The organism is Agromyces marinus (assembly GCF_021442325.1).
Classification (GTDB): domain Bacteria; phylum Actinomycetota; class Actinomycetes; order Actinomycetales; family Microbacteriaceae; genus Agromyces; species Agromyces marinus.
On the sequence record NZ_CP087879.1, the window covers coordinates 3,065,497 to 3,084,187 of the forward strand.

Sequence of the window (18,691 nt, forward strand, 5' to 3'; positions counted from 1 at the left end):
TCGATTTTACGCACGAACGTTCGTATACTCAACGCACGACCGTTCGTATTCATTGATCGGAGTCACCGTGACCACCATCGCCGAGGCGGCGACCAGCGCAGCACTCCTGAGCCACGTCGCCGCGATCCGCGCCGCCGAACTCGTCTCCCCCGAAGCATCCGCTGCCGCGGCCCTGCCGCTCTTCATGCGCGTCGGCAGTCGCCTGCCGGTGAGGTCGGCCGATCGTGCGGTGCACGAGGCGGCGCGGCGCGGCGTCATCCGCGTGCGGGGGCGCGACCTCGCGACCTACGAGTGGGGCACCGGGCCCGACACGATCCTGCTCGTGCACGGATGGCGCGGCCGCGCCTCGCAGTTCGCGCCGATCGTGCGCGAACTGCGCGCCGACGGGTACCGCCTGCTCGCGTTCGAAGCGCCCGCCAATGGCGCCTCGCCCGGACGCCGGACCGACATCCGCGACTGGCTCGGCGCGATCGCAGCCCTCCAGGCCCGCGAGGGCCGCTTCCACATGATCATCGGGCACTCGTTCGGCGCGATGGCCGCACGTGCCGCCCTCGCCGAGGGCACCTCCGCCGGAGGGCTCGTCGCGATCGCCGGCCCGTCGCGCGCCCGCTTCCTCATCGACGCCTTCACGCGGCGCGTCGGCCTGAGCCCGGCCACCGCCGACGCCCTCGCCGCGCGCTTCGCGCGACGCATCCTCCCCGACGTCGCCGATCCGTGGGCCCGGTTCGACGGGGCGGCGAACCCCCTGCCCGAGCGGATGCCGGTGCTCGTCGTGCACGACCGCGGCGACCGAGAGGTGCCCGCGAGCGAGGGGGTCCGGCTGCACGACGCGCACGGCGCGCGCTCGCGACTCGTGCTCACCGACGGCGCCGGGCACAACCGCGTGCTCGGCGCCGACGCGACGCTCGACGCCGTGACCGCCTTCGCGACCGGCGGCCCTCACGGCGTGGATGTGCTGGGCAGCGCCGCGGGCCGTCAGTCGCGAGCGGCGAGCACGCGCTCGTAGACCGCGAGGTGCGCGCGGGCGACCGCGGCGTCATCGAGCAGGCCCGGCGTCGCGGCGGCGGCCCCGGAGAGATGCGCGCGAAGCGCGGAATCCCGGTCGAGGCGGCGCAGCACACCGGCGAGTGCGTCGACGTCGCGCGGCGGCACGAGGAGCCCGTTCACGCCGTCCGAGACCCACTCGGCGGGCCCGCCCTCGTCGGCCGCGACGACCACCCGCCCGGCGGCGAGGTACTGCAGCACGTTCTGCCCGAGCGGTTCGGGGCGGGTCGAGTACTGGACTCCGACCTCCCAGCCGTCGAGGAGGCGCGGGACCTCGTCGACGTGCCCGAGCACGTCGACCTGCGACCCCACGCCGAGCCCGTCGGCGCGACGCTGCAGCTCGGCCAGGTACCCCTCGTGGCCGAACGGCGCACCGCCGGCGAACTGCAGGCGGATGTCGCGACCCGCGAACACGCGCGCGAACGCCTCGAGCAGCTCGGCCTGCCCCTTCCAGGGGTCGATGCGCGCGAGCATGCCGATCGTCTTCAGCGGTGTGTCGGCCCGGACGAGCAGGGCGGCGCCGACCGTGAGGCCGGACGCGCTCGGTACGACCTCGGCGATCGCCTCCGGCCGGAGGTAGGGCTGCGCGGAGTCGAGCGTCGCGCGCGAGTTCGCGATGACGCCGTCGGCGCGCGGCAGCACCACGCGCGTCATGAGCGCGTGCCCGGCCCCGCCGAGCGCCTCGGGCTCGACGAGGTCGCGCAGGTGCACGACGAACGGCGTGCGCGAGACTCGCGCGGCGAGCGCGCCGTAGGCGGCCGCGCGAGCGGTGTTGGCGTCGACGAGATCGGCGGATCGGAAGGCGGCGGAGGTGCGCGTCGCGACGGCCTGCACCGCGAGCCGCACCCCGAAGCCGAGCGCGGCGAGCGCTCCGCCCGAGCTCGCTCCGGCCGGCTGCCGGATGCCGGCGACCCGCCGTGCCACGCGCGGAGGCACCGCGTCCCACACGTTCGGGCCGGGCCCGAGCGGCGGCGTCTGCAGCGCCGCCGCCCAGTCGGGCCGAACCTGCAGCATCCGGATGAGCGCGAGCTCGGCGCCGCCCGCGGCATCGGTGTGGTCGAGGTGCAGCACCCTCAGGCGGCGCTCCTGCCCGATCACGTTCCGCGCCCGCCGAACCAGCGGCGGCGCCGGCGTTCGGGCTGCGGCGGGCCGCCTCGCGAAGCTGCGGAGTGGGCGCCGCCGATCCCCTCGAACGAGAACGCGTCGGGATCCGCCACGGTCGCCAGCACGGCGTCGACCTCGCTCGGCGGCAGCCCGAACAGGGTCGCCGCGATCGCAGCCAGCGGCGGCACCTCCTCACGGGCCATCGCGCGGTACGCCTCGTCTTCGCGGCCCTGCGGGTCGGTGATGTCGCCGTCATCGGTCGCGCCGAGTTCGCGCCGACCGCCGAACGCCGCGACGCGCGCCCGGAGTTCGTCGGCCGACGCCGGCGCCGGCGACGGCCCGAGCCGTCGGGCGATCCCGCCGGCCTCGCGGATCGTGAACGTCGAGCGGAGCATCGACGGCACCATGCCGAGCACCGCGTCGCGATGCGCGACATCCGCCGTCAGCACCAGGTCGGCGGCCCGGATGTCTCGTTCGTCGATCTGCACCGCGCGATGCGCGCGCCCGTCGGCCCCCAGGCGCTCCGCGATCGCGCGCGTGCGGCGGCGCATGGGCTGGCCCGCGGGCGCCGCGAGGCCGGCGCTCGTGACGACGACGCGCGGCGCGGCATCCGCCGACCGAGCCTGCTCGACCCAGGTGCGCAGGAGCGCGGCCGCGAGCGCGGACCGGTTGATGTTGCCGGTGCAGACCACGAGCACCCGGAACTCGTCGGAATCCATGCGCGATCACCCCAGCTCGCCACGACCGGGGAGCGGGGCCCCGGATAAGGTTTCTCACAGGAGTCTAGAGGGGGTGCGGTGCGCGTACTCAGGGTCTCGCACAGCGCCGTCGTCGACGAGTGGCGCGGGCGCGAGCGCGCGCTCACCGCGCTCGGCGTCGACGTCGAGCTGTGCAGCGCCCGCCGGTGGCACGCCGGCGGCACGCCCGTGACCCTGCACGCGCGCCCCGACGAGCGCGTGCGCGGCGTGCGCACGCTCGGGCGGCATCCGGCGCTCTTCGTCTACGACCCGGTGCCGCTGTGGCGAGCCCTCGGCGAGCGCTGGGACGTGATCGACGTGCACGAGGAGCCGTTCGCGCTCGCGACCGCCGAGATCCTGCTGCTGCGTGCGCTGCGCGGCCGGTCGCGGCGCACGCCCGTCGTGCTCTACACGGCCCAGAACCTCCGCAAGCGCTACCCGATCCCGTTCCGCTGGCTCGAGCGGTGGGCGCTGCGCGCCGCGTCGGGCGTCTCGGCATGCAACTCCGAGGCGGCGCGCATCGCCGAGTACAAGGGCTTCGTCGGTCGTGCGCGAGTGATCCCGCTGGGTGTCGACCTCGACCAGTTCCGGCCGGCGGATGCCGCGGGAACGCCCGGCGGTCGAGGAGGCGCGCCGGCGCCGTATCGAGACCCCGACCCGATCACCGTCGGCTTCATCGGCCGGCTCGTGCCCGAGAAGGGCGTGCTCCTGCTGCTCGACGCCCTCGCGCGCGAACCTCGCCTTCGCCTGCGCGTCGTCGGGACGGGCCCGCTCTCGTCCGAACTGCCCGCTCGCGCGGCATCCGCCGGCGTCGCCGACCGCGTCGAACTCTTCGGCGCGGTCGAACCTGCCGACATCCCCGAGGTGATGCGCTCGTTCGACGTGCTCGCCGTGCCCTCGCTGCCGACGCCGTCATGGACCGAGCAGTTCGGGCGCGTAGCCGTCGAGGCGATGGCGTGCGGCATCCCGGTCGTGTCGAGCGACGCGGGCGCACTGCCCGACATCGTGGGCGGCGCCGGGCTCGTCGTGCCCACGGGCGACGCGGGCGCACTCGCCGAGGCGCTCGTCGCGGCATCCGGCCCCAGCGCCGCCGAACTCCGGGCAGCGGGCTTCGCCCGGGCCGAGGCGTGCAGCTGGGGTGCGGTGGGGCGCGACTACCTCGACCTGTACCGTTCGATCGTGCACGAGCCATCCGCCGCCCCCGAACCGGCGCCCACGCTCGAGGTCGTCGTCGTCGCGTACGGGTCGCCCGAGCTGCTCCGCCGCGCGCTCGAACCCGTCGCGGGCCTGCCGGTCACCGTCGTCGACAACTCCTCGCTCCCCGCGATCCGCGAGCTCTGCGACGGGCTCGGCGTCAGGTACCTCGACCCCGGGCGCAACGGCGGCTTCGCCGCGGGCGTGAACCACGGCCTCGCGAACCGCCTCGCGCCCCGCTCCGACGTGCTGCTGCTGAACCCCGACGCCGAGATCTCGGCCGACGACGTCGCACGACTGCACCGCGCGCTGCGCGCGCGCCCCGACCTCGCGAGCGTCGGACCCGCCCAGGTCGACGAGCAGGGCCACGACGCGCGCGTCGAGTGGTGGCTGCCGTCGCCGTCGGGCACCTGGCTCGAGGCGCTCGGCCTCGCGCGGCTCCGCCGCGACCCGTCGTACGTCATCGGCTCGGTCATGCTGCTGCGCGCCGAGGCGCTCGACCAGGTCGGCTGGTTCGACGAGCGCTTCTTCCTCTACGCCGAGGAGGCCGATTGGGCGTATCGCGCGCACCGCCTCGGGTGGCGACACGAGCTCGTGCCGTCGGCGCGGGCCGTGCACGTCGGGGCGGGCACGGGCGGCGATCCGCGGCGGCGCGAGGCGCACTTCCACGCCTCCCAGGAGCGCTACCTACGCAAGCACTTCGGCGCGGCCCGATGGCAGTGGGCGCGCGCCGGGCAGTGGCTCGGCTCGATGGCCCGTGCCGTGGTGCTCCCCGGCGAGCGCGGGCGCGCCGCGCGGCGGCGGGCGGCCATCACCCGACTGGGGCCGGTGCGGGTCGAGGCGCGGTTCAGGGGGGATGAGGCCGCATGACCAGGGTCGTTCAGATCGTGCCGTTCATCGGGCCGGGAACGGGGGTCGCGGGAGTGGCCTGGCACCTCGACCAGGGGCTGCGAGAACTCGGAGCGGACGTCGAGGTGTTCACCTTCCAGTCCGCACGCCGCGGGCGACCGACGTCGCGGTCCGCGCGCAACACGATCCTCGCCCGCATTCGCGGCGGCTGGCGCATGATCTGGTTCAGCACCGTCGGCACCCGTCGTGCGAAGCAGTACCTCGCCGAGCGCCCCGACGCGATCTCGATCTGCCACAACAACGTCGTCGCCGGCGACATCTACGTCAACCACGGCCTGTTGCTCGCCTCGATGCGTGCCCGGGGGCGCTCGTTCTGGGGCATCTACCGCAACCCGGTGCACGACTTCATCTACCTCCGCGACCGGTTCCGCTATCGCGGACACGCCCACCGTGTCGCGGTCTGCCTCTCGGAGGGGGATGCCGCCGACCTGCGTGCGACGTACGGCCCGATCGGGCCGCGGATCGAGGTCATCCCGAACGGCGTCGACCTCGACCGCTTCCGACCTCCCACGCCGAAGGAGCGAGCGGCGGCGCGCGCCGAGTTCGGTCTCGGCCACGACCAGCGCGTCGGCGTCTTCGTCGGGCACGAGTTCTCGCGCAAGGGCCTCTCGTTCGCGATCCGCGGGCTCGCCTCCGGACCGAGCGCGCTGCTCATGGTGATCGGCGGCAACGACGACATCATCGCCGAGGCGCACGCCGAGGCGGTCGAGCACGGCGTCGGCGACCGGGTGCTGTTCCTCGGCGTGCGCAAGGACCTGCCGAACCACCTCGCAGCCTGCGACTTCTTCGTGTTCCCGAGCGCGTACGAGGCGAACGCGCTCGTCGTGCTCGAGGCGCTCGCGAGCGGGCTGCCCGTCATCGCGACACCGGTCGGCTTCGCGCCCGAGGTCATCCACGACGGCGTCAACGGCTACCTCGTCGAACGCGACCCAGAGGCGGTGGGCGCCCGGATGGAGGAGCTCGCGACGCTCGACGACGAGTCGTTCGCGGCCCTGCGGCTGGGCGCGCGCGCCTCGGCCGAGCGCTACGGATGGCGCGAGGTCGCCCGCCGGTACCTCGCGCTGGTCGAGCAGGTGCAGGCTGAGCGCAGCACCGATTCCTCCGCCGCGGAGCAGGCGAGCGGATGACGCGGATCGTCCAGATCGCTCCGACCATCGAGCCGGGCAGCGGCGTCGCCGGTGTCGCATACGCGCTCGAGCAGGAGTTCCGCGCGGCAGGCGTTCACGTCGAACGCTTCACGGCCGCAGACGCCGGCCGCACGCTCGTTCAGCCGCACCGCACGAGGTTCGGCCTGCACCTCGCACGCGCGGGCAACGTCATCTGGTTCAGCACGGTCGGCACGCGGCGTGCGAAGCGCTTCCTCGCCGCGCGGCCCGATGCGGTCTCGTTCACGCACAACGACGTGATGGCGGGCGACGTCTACGTCAACCACGGCCTGCTCCAGGCGGCCATGCGCGCGCGCGGCAACTACGCGTGGCGGATGGTGCGCAATCCGGTGCACCTGTTCACCGCGCTCCGCGACCGCATCCGCTATCGCGGCCGCACGCATCGCGCCGTGGTCGCCCTCACGGGCGAGGAGGCGCGCCTGCTGACCGAGGTCTACGGCCGGGTGCGGCCCCCGGTCACCGTCATCCCGAACGGCGTCGACACCGAGCGGTTCGGCCCGGGGGATGCCGCGGGGCGGGCCGCCTCGCGCGGCGAGCTCGGCATCGCGCCCGACGCGACGGTCGCGATCTTCATCGGGCACGAGTTCGAACGCAAGGGCCTGCACTTCGCGATCGAGGCGCTCCGGGTGGCACGGGGCGTCGTGCTGCTCGTCGTGGGCGGCTCGCCCGAGATGATCAAGAGGGCCGGTGCGCAGGCCCGCCGGGCGGGCGTCGCCGATCGCGTGGTCTTCGCCGGTGAGCGTTCCGACCCCGTGCCGCTGCTCCGCGCGTCCGACGTGCTCGTCCTCCCGAGCGCGTACGAGGCGAACGCGCTCGTGGTGCTCGAGGCGCTCGCGTGCGGCGTGCCGGTCGTCTCGACGCGCGTCGGCTTCGCGCCCGACATCGTGGTCGACGGCGAGAACGGGTTCCTCATCGAGCGAGATGCCGCGCCGCTCGGCGCACGCCTCGCGGAGCTCGACGCGCTCGACGCGAGCGCCCGCGATGCCTGGCGCGCGCGTGCGCGCCGGACCGCCGAGCAGCACTCGTGGCGCGAGGTCGCCGCACGCTACCTCGGGCTCGCCCGATCGATCGAGGCGCGGAAGGCGGCGGAGCGTTCGCCCGGCACGAGGGCGGGCACCGCGTGAGCCCGCCGCTCCGGATCCTGCACGCCGTCCGCTCGGACGGCTTCTCGGGCGTCGAGCAGTTCGTGCTGCGCCTCGCGCGCGTCCAGGCGGCCGACGGGCACGCCGTGCACGTGATCGGCGGCGACCCGCCGCGCATGCGCCCCGGCCTCGACGCGGCGGGCGTCGCGCACACGCCGGCGGCGCGCACGTTCGAGGTGCTCCGGGCGGTGCGCGGGCTGGCCGACGAGGTCGACGTCGTCAACACGCACATGACGGCGGCGGATGTCGCGACCGTCGCCGCCCTCGCGACCCGGCGCCGCGCCCGTCGCCCTGCGGTCGTCGCGACGTGCCACTTCGCCCGACCACGGGGCCGGGTCGGTCCGGTGCCGATCGATGCGCTCGTGCGCGGCCGCATCGACGCGCAGATCGCGATCTCCTCGGCGGTGGCCGTCGCGGTCGACGGCGCGAGCACCGTCGTCCACACCGGCATCGACCCGCGACCGGCGGGCGATCCGGCCGCGCGCGAACGCACGGTGCTCATGGCCCAGCGCCTGCAGCCCGAGAAGCGCACGGATGTCGGGGTGCGTGCGTTCGCGGCATCCGGGCTCGCCGCCGACGGCTGGGCGCTCGACATCGCCGGCATCGGCCCGGAGCGGGAGCCGCTCGAGCGCCTGGTCGACGAACTCGGCATCGCGGCATCCGTGCGCTTCAGCGGGTACCGCACCGACCTGCCGGAGCTGCTCACGCGCGCCGGGATGCTGCTCGCACCGTGCCCCGTCGAGGGACTCGGGCTGACCCTCCTCGAGGCCATGGCGTCGGGCCTGCCGCCGGTGGCGGCCGACGCGGCCGGGCATGTCGAGCTGCTCGCGGGCCTCGACGATCGGGCACGATTCCCCGCGGGCGATGCGGATGCCGCGGGCGAGCGACTGCGCTCGCTCGCCGCCGACCCCGGCGCGCGTGCCGCGCTCGGTGCCGCCGCACGCGACCGCCAGCAGGCGGAGTTCTCGCTCCGCGCGCAGGCCGACGGCACCGACGCCGTCTATCGGGAGGCCATCGGATGACCGATCTCGTCGTGCTCTCGCTCGAGCGCTGGGACCAGGTCTGGCGGCGCAACCAGCACCTCGTCGCGGGGTTGCTGCGCACCGACCCTGGGCTGCGCGTGCTCTTCGTCGAACCGGCCGCCGACCCCGTGCACGACCTCGCGTCGCGCCGGCGGCCCGGCACCGGGCAGGGCGTGACCGAGGTCGGCGACCCGGCTCCCGGGCGGCTCTGGACCTATCGCCCGACCAAGTGGCTGCCGCGGCGGTTCGACGCGCGCGCCGATGCGCGGCTCGCGGACGGCGTCGTGCGCGCCGCGACATCCCTGGGCATGGAGCATCCGCTGCTCTGGATCAACGACCCGGGCGCCGTCGAACTCGCCGAGCGCACCGGTTGGCCGACGCTGTACGACATCACCGACGACTGGCTCGCGGCCGACCGGTCCGAGAGCGAACGCGCTCGCACGGCCGCGACCGAGGCCCGGCTGCTCGAGGTGGCCCGCGAGGTCGTCGTCTGCTCACCGGAGCTCGCGCGTCGCAAGGGCGCGACGCGCCCCGTCACGCTCATCCCCAACGGGGTCGACGCGGCCGCCTACCGGCGGCCGGCGGCTCGCCCGACCGACCTGCCCGCCGGCCGCACCGCGCTCTACCTCGGCACCGCCCACCCCGACCGCATCGACGTCGCGCTGTGCGAGGAGACCGCGCGCGTGCTCGCCGCGGCGGGCGGCGGCACGCTCGTGCTCGTCGGCCCGAACCTGCTCGGCGAAGCGGCGACCGCGCGCCTCGAGGCCGCCGGCGTTGTGCTGCTCGGCCCCCGGCCGAGCGCCGACGTCGTCGGCTACCTGCAGCACGCCGACGTGCTCATCGTGCCGCACGTCGTCACACCGTTCACCGACAGCCTCGACCCGATCAAGCTCTACGAGTACCAGGCCGTCGGGCGGCCGGTCGTCTCGACGCCGGTCGCGGGGTTCCGGGATGTGGCAGACGCGCGGGTCACGGTCGCGGAGCGGGATGCGTTCCCGGCGGTGGTCGGCGCGGCCGTGGCGACGGCCTCGGCATTCCCCCACGGTGCGGACGGTCCGGCGAGCGACTGGAGCGAACGCGTCCGCGCGATGGCAGAGGTCTTGGCCCGCCTCGCCGGCACCGCCGCGTGATCTCCAGCGGTGCGGTTCAGAGCTCGTCGAGCGCGCGGCGGAACAGGCTCCAGGCCCGATCCCAGTCGTGCACCAGTGCACGCTGTCGAGCCGCCACCTGGAGATCGCGAAGCCTGCCCCGATCCGTGGCGATCGCTGCGATGGCCTCCGCGAGCGCCCCGGGATCATTCGGCTCGACCAGGATGCCGGCGTCGCCGACCACCTCCGGCAGGCCGCCGACACGGCTCGCGATGATCGCCAGGCCGCTGGCCATTCCCTCGCCGGCGGTCAGCCCGCTCGCTTCCGACCGCACGGAGGGCACCACCATCACGTCGGCATCTCGGATCAGGTCGGGCAGTCCGGCACGATCGACGAAGGGGATGAACGTGACGTCGGCCCGGCCCGCACGTGCGAGCTCACGAAGGCGGCGTTCGTACGCACTGAGAGCTGCCTCGCGGGCGAACCCGGGGCTGCCGACGATCGTGTACTCGACCTCGAGATCGGAGAGCGCCGCGGCAGCCCGAAGGAGCACGTCGGGCCCCTTGAGCTCGATCGTCCGCCCGACGTAGATGACACGGAGGGGGCCGGATGAAGCGGATGCGGCCATGGGCCGGGGTCGGAACTGATTCGTGTCGACGCCGTTCGGCACCACCCGAATGCGGGCCCGGATGCTGCTCGGAAGCTGCGCTGCGGTCCGCGCGGCCAGCCACGCGCTCACGCAGACGATGAGGTCGGCCCTGCCGAAGACCCGGCGGGCCTCGAATCGGGAGTACGTCCGCATCAGCTCGTTGTGGATGAAGATGGCCGTGCGATGACCGGAGCCATCGAGCATCGACGGGAGCACCGGTGCATTGTGGCCGATGACGATTCCGGGTTCGAGTCCGCGTATCGCCTCCGCGGCGGGCCCGTAGTACCGCCGGGTCCCACGGCGAGGGCGGCCGAGGGCCCCGGCCGCGAGGTCGCGGTAGCGTTCCGCACGGCTCGGCCTGGGCTCACCGTGATACTCGACCGGCCCTGCGGAGGGGTAGCGCGGCGTCATCGTCGACCGGTCGAGCACCACGAGATGGCGGTACGGGTCACCCGCGAGCGCCGAAGCCGTCGCCAGGCCGTTCACCACGGTCGGAATCGCCGAACCCGTCCTCGGTGAGAAATGATCACCCGGGGTGATGGCGTGGATGATGTCGGTCACTGCGCGCTCGACCCGACGCCGAAGGTGTCACGGACGCGCCGAAGCCCGGCGGACCGTCGCGGTCCACCGGGCTCCAAGCCGTCGCGCGTCGCGATCAGGGGGTGCCGAAGCTCAGCACGCAATCCTTCTGAGCCTCGGTGAACGCGTCGCAGCTGCTGCCCTGTGCCGGCGGAACTGCGGTGACCGAGGCGGCCGCGTTCTCCGAACCGCCGGGACCCCCCGTGATCGTGTAGGTGATGAGGAGCGCACCGTTCGAGCTGTTCGGTGCGTTCTCCGTGATGATCGCGATGTTGGGGAAGAAGGAGTTCGGCGGAACGTCGAACGAGGAGCCCTGCACCGTGCAGCTGTCGAGCTCGATCACGGTGACCGCACCGAGGCTCTGACCGTCGAGCGTGGCGGAGGTGATCGTCACGGTGATCTGCACGTTGAACTGGTTCTCGATGCTCGCCGCGAACGCGTAGCCCTTGTACGTGGGGTGCGCGTTGCCGGGCAGCTTGCAGCCGCCGCCGTCGAGCGTGAGGACGCCGGGGGATGCCGCGTACGCCGGAGTCGAGACGGCGAGCGCCACGACAGGGACGGACCACGCCGCTGCCTTGGCGACAGTGCGTCGACTGATGCCGGGACGCTGTTCTTCGAGGTCGCTCATGACAGACCCTCCTATGCTGTGTGGGGTGAAGCGCTCGCTGTGTGAGTGAAGTCGCGGATTTTGGGTTTCCCAGCACACTCTAAGGCTTCCGGGCTCCGCCGTCGACCCCCAGGGCCCCCGCATTCGGGGGGTAACCTCGATAATCGCTCAGCTTCGGACGAGCAGCTTCGCATCCAACAGGTCGCCCAAGGCCTCGGAGATGACCTCGTCGACGTCGACCTCCGCGGGCGGGGCCGGGAGGTCCCGCCGGACCGCCGCCTTCAGTTCGGCCTGGTCGAGGCCGTCCGCCGCGAGCCAGAGCGCGGGCCCCACGCCGGCGAGCACCATGAGCCTCCCCGACGCGAGCACGACGAGTGCGTCGTCGAAGATCATCGCGTCGACGAACGTGCCACGCCAGTACGCGTCCGGACGGTCCTCCGCAGCCGGCCCCTCGTCCTCGTCGAGCACCTTCCCGGAGCAGTCGCAGCCGCGTTGCGTCAGGCTCGCGACATCCATCACGACCGGCGCGGTCTCATCGCGCGACGCGAGAAGGTCGTCGATGAGCGTCGGTATCGACGCCGCCTCGGAGTACACGACCCGTCGGACGCCTCCGGTCGAGCGAATCGTCTCGATGAGGGTTCCGAGCGGCCGATCGAGCTCGAACAGGAAGCTCGACTGCGCGACGAGTTCCGGCAGGGCGTCGAGCATCGACACCGCTTCGAAGTACGGCTCCGCGACCTCGGGTCGCCGGTCGAGCAGGACGATCGCGGCCAGTTCGAGCTCGGCGGGCGGCAGTCCCTTCAGGGCGAACGCGGATGCGGGCTCGGTCGCCTTCACCCCGGACGGGGTGACGATGGAGAGGGGCTTCGGGTAGGGGAGGACGGAACCGTCGGCACGCAGTGCGAGCGTCTCATCCGTCACGTAGCCGAACACGCGGCCGAGTTCCCGAGCCACCGTGGTCTTCCCGCGGCCCGAGGGCCCGACGAAACCGACCACCCTGCCGTCGTCGAGCGCCACCGCGGCCGCGTGCAGCATGAGCGCCTCCCCACGCAGCCCTCGAATCGCCTCGAGCGTGACCTGCGAGGTGATCCTCTGGGCGAGCGCCTCCGGCGAGTTCGCACTCACCTGCAACGATCCGTCCACCGGATCGGAGTCCGCACGGACGCCCGCCGTGAGCACGCGGGTCGGCTCCCCGTCGGCGTCGTGCGCGACGTCGGCCCAGTGCGCGGTGATCGCTGCCTGATCGGCGGCGCTCAACGAGTCATCCAGCTCGATGCGGACGTGGCTCGTCAGGGCGAGCACGTCGAACGCGGTAGGCATGATCGGAAGCCTATCCGCTGATTCCACGACCATGCCCGACCCGCTCATGCCTCGCCAGGGAGTCGCGCATCACCCGACACGAGCAGGCCCAGGGCCACGAGTTCCGCGACGAAGTGCTCGACATCCGCCCGCACCTCGTCGGGCGCCGTCCCGGTCGCTCCGGCGACCCGGTCGACGATGGTCGCCGGCTGCCCGGTGCAGGCCTGTTTCCAGATCAGCCCGGCGATGCCGTCGAGTACCACGATCGGGCCCGAGGGGAGCACCGCCGCGTAGCGGACGCCGTCGTGCACGAGCTGCGACGTCGCCGGGCTCGGTCGATACGCCGAGGTCATCGGGCCACCCCCTGGCGGTGCAGCCGCCTTCGACCGGCCCGAACGGCCTCGCGCGCCGCCACGACCGGGCGCCGCACGAACTCGACCGCGATCTCCCACTTCGTCGGTCGGCGTCCGAGTCGGTGCGCGAGGTGATCGACGTTGACGAGCGGCGCTCGACCCACGATCCGCAGTCGCGCGCGCAGGCCGCGCGCCGCACGGATCCGCGCCCACCACTCGAGCGACCGCGGGCCTCCTTCGGACACGACCTTCCACAGCAGGTACTCGCGCTCCCCGCGGTATCGCTCGAGGTCGCCGGTCGCCGCCGCGAAGGCGACCTCGGCGTGCAGCCGGGCGACCAGGTCGGTCATCGCGGAGCGCTGCGACGCATCCGCCCCGTCCCAGACGACGGGGAGGTCGCGTCGATGGCCGCCGGGCGCGCGGGCCGCGTTCAGCACGAGCAGCACCCGCTGCGCCGTGACGCTCGGAACCTCGCACGTGACCCCGGCGATCTCGAGTCGCCCCCGATCCGCCCAGAACGCGTCGAAGGCCGCCGTCGGCGCTGCCGAGATGCCGGGGAAGCTCCGGTGGACGTCGACGTAGCCCCACTGGTCGTGCAGGTACGTCTGGGCGTGTCCGAACGGCGAACCGTTCTCGAACGTGCTGTACACAGACCATCCGCTGCGCGTCAGGGCGCGGTCGAGCATCGTCACCTGGTGAGGGCGCACCATCACGTCGACGTCGGTGCCGAACGGCCCGGCTCGCAGGGACGGATCGACGGCGGCACCCTTGATGTGCAGGATGTCGGCGCCGACCCGGTCGGCGATGTGCTGGACGGCCGCATGCCCGAACTGCAGGCGCACCTGAAGCGGCACGCCGACCCGTGATCCGTCCACGCTCCTCCGTCCTCCCCGATCAGCGTAGCGACGCCGAGCTTGCTCAGGGCGCCTCGCGCCGGGCGAGGTCCGGCCGTCTAGATTGAACACATCGCCCGCCGACGCCGGCGACGAGGCTGCTCCCGGAGGGACCCGACCACGATGACCCCCGCCCCCCGACTCACGATCGCGACGATCGCCACCGGAGCCCCGATGGGGGCGCAGGCGTACCAGGAGCAGGTGGCCGGGCGCGCGGCATCCTCGCTCGCGACCGTCGACGAGCGGGAGTGGCGGTACCGCAGGCTCGTGTTCCGCTCCATGCGGTCCGAGCTCGATGGGAACCGCCGCCTGCCGCTCGGCCGGATCGCGCGCGCGTCCGCTGCGCAGCGCCGCGCCCTCGGCCGGGCGATCTCCGCCGGCGATGCCGTCACCCATCGGATGAACCTCGAACTGCCGCCCTCGCCGCACGGCGACGTCATCACGATCCATGACGTGGTCGCCTGGCGCTTCCCCGACGAGTCCGCGCCCGTGCCGGCGGCGATCGAGGAAGCGCGACGTGCCGCCGCGGTCGTCTGCGTCTCGGAGTTCAGCGCGCACGAGGCGGTCGAACTGCTCGGCATCCGCGACCCGCACATCGTGCACAACGGCGTGGACCCACGATTCTTCGACGCCGAACCGATCGATGCCGCGACGCGACGCGCCCACGGGCTGCCCGAGCGGTACATCCTGCACGCGGGGGGCGCGACGCTGCGGAAGAACCTCGAGGCCTTGGCCGTGGCGTGGCCGCTCGTGTTCCGGGAGCGCCCCGATCTCGAACTGGTTCTGGCCGGCCCCCCGCATCCGCGACGCACCGCGCTCTTCGACCGCATGCCCGGCACGCGCCTCGTGGGCCGGCTGCCCGACGAGATCATGCCGGGGCTGGTCTCGGGCGCCGAGGTCGTCGTCGTGCCGTCGCTCTACGAGGGGTTCGGCCTGCCCGCCCTCGAGGCGATGGCGGCGAACGTGCCCGTCGTCGCCGCCGCGACGAGTTCCCTGCCCGAGGTCGTCGGTGATGCCGGCATCCTCGTCGAGCCCACGGGGCCGGCGATCGCAGCGGGGCTGCTGGATGCCACGGACGGATCGAGCCTCGGCGCGCTCATCGCGGCGGGACGGTCCCGCGCCGGCGAGTTCACCTGGGAGCGGTGCGCGGAGGCGCATGCCCGCGTGTGGGCGTCGCTGGCCTGAGCGATCGGCGCCTACCCGCGGCCCGAGAGCACGCCGAAGGCCCCACCGGGGAACCGCGGGAGGTCGGGGAGCACGTCCCTCAGGCGTGCGATCGCGCGCTCGAGGTCGTCGCACGCGCGCTCGACGTTCTGACGCCGTGCGATCGATGCGCCCTCGAGAAGTCCGGCGAGTCCCCGACCCGCATCGAACCCCGTGAAGCGGCTCGAGCCCGGCGAGATCACGGATTCGTAGTCGTGGAACTTGAACGGCCCGCCGCTGAGCGGCGGCTCCAGCATCGTCCACGTCGCCGGGATGCCGTACGCATCGGCCGTCACGAGTCCGTGCAGCGACGTCGTGACCACCGCCTCGGCCGACGCGATCTCGCGGACGACCCGCGCCGCGGGCTGGTGCACGTTCACGACGTGCACGCGGAGATCCACCGAGTCGGCCATCGACATGAACGGCTCGTGGGAGCGGTGGTGACCGTGCGGCACGAGCGCGACATCCCACCGGGCCTTCGGCCGTTCGCGGCGCCGCGCCACGAGGATTCCGGGGTCGCCGAGCGCGACATCCTCGGGCGCCCCGATCAGCTCTCTCGTGAGGTGGCCTCGCACGGCGAGCACCTCGGCGTGCGGGAGGGGATGCGGGCGCCCGTACATGAGCCCGCTGCCCCAGATCGCGCCGGCGAAGTCCTCGGGCAGGAACTCGAGGATGCTCCCGACGCCGGCGAGCCGGGCCTTCGCGGCGACGCGGTGCACGGGCGCGATGCCGTACTCCGGCAGCAGCCAGGGCGTCAGGTCGTCGCCGAAGTTCGGGTGCCCGTCCCACCAGGTCGCGGGAACGACCACGCCTCCGCGCCACATCGCCGGTCGCGTCGCCGCTGCCGCGAGGCGGCGCACCTGGCGCATCCGTCGCCGCCGTGGGGTCGAGTAGGTCATTCCGTCTCCGTCGCCCGTCGATCAGGTGCGTGGTCGGCACCGAGCATGCGTTCGTAGCGGGCCACGTAGTCCTCAGCGACACGCCGCCACGTGAACTCGCGCACCCGGCTCCTGCCCGCCTCGATCATCCGCTCCCGCAGCTCCCGGTCGTCGACCACGCGCCGGATGGCCGTACGCAAGGCGGCGATCTCGAGCGGGTCGACGAGCAGTCCGTCGACTCCGTCGGTGACAAAGCCGGGTGCGCCGCCGCGGTCGGTCATCACGAGCGCCGCCCCGCTTCGCCATGCCTCGAGCGCGACGATGCCGAACGCCTCCGTCCGGCTGGGCACGACGACGGCCATCGCTCCGGCCATCGCGTCGGCGACGGCGGCCGGCGCGAGGCGGCCGGCGAGTTCGACACGATCCTGCAGTCCCCGTTCGTCGACGAGTGCGCTGAGACGTTGCCGTTCCGGCCCGTCTCCGACGATGACGAGACGGATGCCTGCGCCGCCGGCGTCGCCGGCATCCGCTTGATCGTCGTCGAATCGAAGCCCCGCCATCGCGTCGATGAGCAGGTCGAACCCCTTCGTGCGTCCCAGCCTGCCGACGGCGAGGAGGTACCGGCCCTCGAACGGGCTTCGGCCGGCGTCGCCCGACAGGGAAAGGTCGACTCCGTTGGGCACGACCTCGCCGCCGACGAGGCCGAAGCGCGCGCGCAGGTCGTCGAGCACGAAGTCCGAGGGTGCCGTGACTTCGGAGGCGGCACCGACCGCGCGTCGCAGGGCGGTGCGCAGGACGGCCGAACGTTCGAAGACGGCGTGGTCGTCGGCGACCGTCTCGCCGTGCGAGGTGACCATGAGAGGGAGCCGATACAGCCGGTGCAGGCCGAACGCGTACGCACCGTTCGGCCCGAAGCAGTGCACGTGAACCAGCGATGGCCGGAACTCCGCGCGAGCGCGTGCCCAGTGACGCCACGCCGCGGGGAAGGCGGCCGCGAACCGCGCGATTCCGCCCGGCGTCGCCGAGGGCAACGGGGTCGGGAGGTAGCGGACCGTCACGCCGTCGATCTCGTGCACGCTCGGACCGGTGCCACGGTCGACGGACCACACCTCGACCGCGCAACCCAGCCCCGTCAGCTCGCGGGCGACCTGGCGGACGTGCTCCTCGACGCCGCCGACATGGGGTGCATACGAGGAGGTCACCAGCGCGACGCGTCGCCCGCGCGCGTCCTCAGGGCGACGGTGCGGTTCCGACCCGCCCACGCGTCAACCGCGCTGGTCCGACGGGGGCTCCGTGACGAAGTCGTCGGAGGCGTCGGAAGCGTCGGCCGGCGGAGAGGCAGCCTTGCGCGAGGACTTCGGCGCGTCGGCGCGAGCACCGTCGGGCGCTGCCACGGAAGCCTTCGACGTGTAGTCGTGGCGGTACTCGTACGAGTAGGTCGCGGCATCCGCGCCTCGGAGCGGGGACTTGTTCAGCACGATGCCGAGTGCGCGCCCGCGTGCCTTCTTCAGCGTGTCGAGTGCCTTCTCGAGGAGGTCGTACGTCGTCTTGCCGAGCGTCACGACGACGAGGGCTCCATCGGCCTGATGGGTCAGCACCGCACCGTCCGTCACGGGCAGGAGGGGCGGGGCGTCGATGATGACGGTCGCGTGCTTGGTCAGATCCGCCAGGAGCGTGTGCATGCGCTCGGAACCGAGCACCTCGCTCGGGTTCGGGGGAACGCTGCCTGCCGTGAGGACGAGCAGGTTGTTGGACTTCGCGGTGCGCTGGAGCACCTCGGAGAGCGCCGCGCGACCGGCGAGCACATCGCTCAGGCCCGCCCCGCCCGGCAGCCCCATCGTCTTGGCGACCATCGACCGACGCAGGTCGCCGTCGACGAGGACGACCGTGGTTCCCGCGGCCGCGAGCGTCAGCGCGAGATTGCACGCGATGGTCGACTTGCCGTCGCCCGGCAACGGGCTCGTGACGACGATCGTCTTCGGCGGGTGGTCAACGTCCATGAACTGCAGGTTCGTCCGCAGCGCCCGCAGCGCCTCGGAGACCGCGAACGTGCCGTTCTTGCCGGTGTTGTTGGCGGCCGAGGCGTCGACCAGGCGGTTCTCGGCGTCCATGCTCGGAACGAACGGGATCGTGCCGACGACCGCGACGCCCGTCTTCTGCTCGGTGTCCTCGGCGTTCCGGATGCGGCGGTCGGCCGCAGTCCGGATCATGGCGAACGCGACGCCGAAGCCGAAGCCGAGCACGCCGCCGACGATCAGGGCGGTCTGCACGTCGGGGAACGCCGGAGATGTCGGCACCGAGGCGGAGGCGCGCGAGATCACCTCGACGGGCGCCGCGCCGGTCGCGCTGCTCTCGGCCTCGACTCCCTCGACCACCGTGGCCAACGACCGGAGCCAGGCCTCGGCGAGCGCCTTCGCGTCTTCGGGCGTCGATGCCTCGGCGCTGGCGCTGAGGATGACCGTGCCGTCGGCGTTCGTGACCTCGACGCGCTCGACGAGTTGCTCCGGTGTCGTGTCGAGGTCGAGGTCGTCGATCACGCCCTGCGCGACATCCGTCCACCCGGCGATGATCAGGTAGGACGGCACGCGGGAGCGGGCGACGCTGTCGCCGAGCGACATGCTCCCCACATCGGCGCCCTGCCCGGTCGACTGCACGAGCCCGCTCGCCGATGCGACGTAGACCGGGGTCTGCAGCAGGGTCCAGCCGTAGCCGGCACCGATGCCGACCAGCGTCATCAGGACGATCGCGATCCAGTGCCGACGCAGTCCGCGGAGGTAGTCGCGCAGTTCCAAGTGGACTCCTCCGTGTCGTGCCGCCGTCCCGC

General features: G+C 73.2%; 17 protein-coding genes. 7 read left to right on the forward strand and 10 right to left on the reverse strand.

What is annotated here, in order from left to right; translation table 11 throughout:
* The first annotated feature begins 67 nt into the window (after nt 1–67).
* Nucleotides 68–1,006, forward strand: coding sequence for an alpha/beta fold hydrolase (locus DSM26151_RS14475; RefSeq protein ID WP_234660223.1), 939 nt, complete (start codon nt 68–70; stop codon nt 1,004–1,006).
* On the opposite strand, the gene DSM26151_RS14480 is transcribed toward DSM26151_RS14475, so the two are convergent.
* On the reverse strand, nt 976–2,142 hold the full coding sequence (locus tag DSM26151_RS14480) for a glycosyltransferase family 4 protein (protein ID WP_234660224.1): 1,167 nt from the start codon (nt 2,140–2,142) through the stop codon (nt 976–978). The genes DSM26151_RS14475 and DSM26151_RS14480 overlap by 31 nt on opposite strands.
* Nucleotides 2,139–2,867 (reverse strand): arsenate reductase/protein-tyrosine-phosphatase family protein, encoded by a 729-nt coding sequence (locus DSM26151_RS14485; protein WP_234660225.1) that lies wholly within the window; start codon nt 2,865–2,867, stop codon nt 2,139–2,141. Before DSM26151_RS14485 ends, DSM26151_RS14480 begins: the two co-directional genes overlap by 4 nt.
* Nucleotides 2,868–2,945: 78 nt before the next feature.
* Between DSM26151_RS14485 and DSM26151_RS14490 the strand changes: the two genes are divergently transcribed.
* From DSM26151_RS14490 to DSM26151_RS14510, 5 genes are read left to right on the forward strand one after another with little or no spacing between them, the layout of a single operon-like run.
* Nucleotides 2,946–4,949: a glycosyltransferase gene (locus DSM26151_RS14490; RefSeq protein WP_234660226.1), complete on the forward strand. Its 2,004-nt coding sequence runs from the start codon at nt 2,946–2,948 to the stop codon at nt 4,947–4,949.
* Nucleotides 4,946–6,115 carry a glycosyltransferase family 4 protein gene (locus DSM26151_RS14495; protein ID WP_234660227.1) on the forward strand — a complete coding sequence of 390 codons (1,170 nt, stop codon included), beginning with the start codon at nt 4,946–4,948 and terminating at the stop codon, nt 6,113–6,115. The genes DSM26151_RS14490 and DSM26151_RS14495 overlap by 4 nt, the downstream gene beginning before the upstream one ends.
* The gene (locus tag DSM26151_RS14500) at nt 6,112–7,278 is read left to right on the forward strand and encodes a glycosyltransferase family 4 protein (protein WP_234660228.1); all 1,167 of its coding nucleotides are present in this window, start codon (nt 6,112–6,114) and stop codon (nt 7,276–7,278) included. Before DSM26151_RS14495 ends, DSM26151_RS14500 begins: the two co-directional genes overlap by 4 nt.
* Entirely contained in the window at nt 7,275–8,318 is a 1,044-nt protein-coding gene (locus DSM26151_RS14505) for a glycosyltransferase family 4 protein (protein ID WP_234660229.1), read from the forward strand. Before DSM26151_RS14500 ends, DSM26151_RS14505 begins: the two co-directional genes overlap by 4 nt.
* Nucleotides 8,315–9,448 (forward strand): glycosyltransferase, encoded by a 1,134-nt coding sequence (locus DSM26151_RS14510; RefSeq protein WP_234660230.1) that lies wholly within the window; start codon nt 8,315–8,317, stop codon nt 9,446–9,448. The genes DSM26151_RS14505 and DSM26151_RS14510 overlap by 4 nt, the downstream gene beginning before the upstream one ends.
* Nucleotides 9,449–9,464: 16 nt before the next feature.
* On the opposite strand, the gene DSM26151_RS14515 is transcribed toward DSM26151_RS14510, so the two are convergent.
* The 5 genes from DSM26151_RS14515 to DSM26151_RS14535 all read right to left on the reverse strand — a co-directional run bounded on the left by DSM26151_RS14515 (nt 9,465) and on the right by DSM26151_RS14535 (nt 13,768).
* Nucleotides 9,465–10,616, reverse strand: a complete 1,152-nt coding sequence (locus DSM26151_RS14515) for a glycosyltransferase family 4 protein (RefSeq protein ID WP_234660231.1) — start codon at nt 10,614–10,616, stop codon at nt 9,465–9,467.
* A 94-nt stretch (nt 10,617–10,710) separates the two neighbouring features.
* Complete coding sequence (locus tag DSM26151_RS14520) at nt 10,711–11,262, reverse strand: hypothetical protein (protein ID WP_234660232.1); 552 nt, start codon at nt 11,260–11,262, stop codon at nt 10,711–10,713.
* Nucleotides 11,263–11,409: 147 nt separating this feature from the next.
* Complete coding sequence (locus DSM26151_RS14525; protein ID WP_234660233.1) at nt 11,410–12,561, reverse strand: ATP-binding protein; 1,152 nt, start codon at nt 12,559–12,561, stop codon at nt 11,410–11,412.
* A gap of 44 nt (nt 12,562–12,605) precedes the next feature.
* Nucleotides 12,606–12,893 (reverse strand): PqqD family protein, encoded by a 288-nt coding sequence (locus DSM26151_RS14530; RefSeq protein WP_234660234.1) that lies wholly within the window; start codon nt 12,891–12,893, stop codon nt 12,606–12,608.
* Nucleotides 12,890–13,768, reverse strand: a complete 879-nt coding sequence (locus DSM26151_RS14535) for a hypothetical protein (RefSeq protein WP_234660235.1) — start codon at nt 13,766–13,768, stop codon at nt 12,890–12,892. The genes DSM26151_RS14530 and DSM26151_RS14535 overlap by 4 nt, the downstream gene beginning before the upstream one ends.
* A gap of 141 nt (nt 13,769–13,909) precedes the next feature.
* Between DSM26151_RS14535 and DSM26151_RS14540 the strand changes: the two genes are divergently transcribed.
* Entirely contained in the window at nt 13,910–14,971 is a 1,062-nt protein-coding gene (locus DSM26151_RS14540) for a glycosyltransferase family 4 protein (RefSeq protein ID WP_234660236.1), read from the forward strand.
* Between the two features lie 11 nt (nt 14,972–14,982).
* Here the strand turns inward: DSM26151_RS14540 and DSM26151_RS14545 are convergent, their stop codons facing one another.
* The 3 genes from DSM26151_RS14545 to DSM26151_RS14555 all read right to left on the reverse strand — a co-directional run bounded on the left by DSM26151_RS14545 (nt 14,983) and on the right by DSM26151_RS14555 (nt 18,659).
* Complete coding sequence (locus DSM26151_RS14545) at nt 14,983–15,888, reverse strand: polysaccharide pyruvyl transferase family protein (RefSeq protein ID WP_234660237.1); 906 nt, start codon at nt 15,886–15,888, stop codon at nt 14,983–14,985.
* Nucleotides 15,885–17,069 (reverse strand): glycosyltransferase family 4 protein, encoded by a 1,185-nt coding sequence (locus tag DSM26151_RS14550; RefSeq protein WP_234660238.1) that lies wholly within the window; start codon nt 17,067–17,069, stop codon nt 15,885–15,887. The genes DSM26151_RS14545 and DSM26151_RS14550 overlap by 4 nt, the downstream gene beginning before the upstream one ends.
* Nucleotides 17,070–17,132: 63 nt before the next feature.
* A complete protein-coding gene (locus DSM26151_RS14555) occupies nt 17,133–18,659 on the reverse strand; it encodes a polysaccharide biosynthesis tyrosine autokinase (RefSeq protein WP_234660239.1) in 1,527 nt (508 codons plus the stop codon).
* Nucleotides 18,660–18,691 lie beyond the last annotated feature (32 nt).

Excerpts from the sequence above, each read along its gene's own strand:
- DSM26151_RS14485 (WP_234660225.1), bottom strand. The coding sequence starts at position 2,867 with ATGGATTCCGACGAGTTCCGGGTGCTCGTGGTCTGCACCGGCAACATC.
- DSM26151_RS14495 (WP_234660227.1), top strand. The coding sequence starts at position 4,946 with ATGACCAGGGTCGTTCAGATCGTGCCGTTCATCGGGCCGGGAACGGGG.
- DSM26151_RS14500 (WP_234660228.1), top strand. The coding sequence starts at position 6,112 with ATGACGCGGATCGTCCAGATCGCTCCGACCATCGAGCCGGGCAGCGGC.
- DSM26151_RS14510 (WP_234660230.1), top strand. The coding sequence starts at position 8,315 with ATGACCGATCTCGTCGTGCTCTCGCTCGAGCGCTGGGACCAGGTCTGG.
- DSM26151_RS14520 (WP_234660232.1), bottom strand. The coding sequence starts at position 11,262 with ATGAGCGACCTCGAAGAACAGCGTCCCGGCATCAGTCGACGCACTGTC.
- DSM26151_RS14525 (WP_234660233.1), bottom strand. The coding sequence starts at position 12,561 with ATGCCTACCGCGTTCGACGTGCTCGCCCTGACGAGCCACGTCCGCATC.
- DSM26151_RS14530 (WP_234660234.1), bottom strand. The coding sequence starts at position 12,893 with ATGACCTCGGCGTATCGACCGAGCCCGGCGACGTCGCAGCTCGTGCAC.
- DSM26151_RS14540 (WP_234660236.1), top strand. The coding sequence starts at position 13,910 with ATGACCCCCGCCCCCCGACTCACGATCGCGACGATCGCCACCGGAGCC.
- DSM26151_RS14545 (WP_234660237.1), bottom strand. The coding sequence starts at position 15,888 with ATGACCTACTCGACCCCACGGCGGCGACGGATGCGCCAGGTGCGCCGC.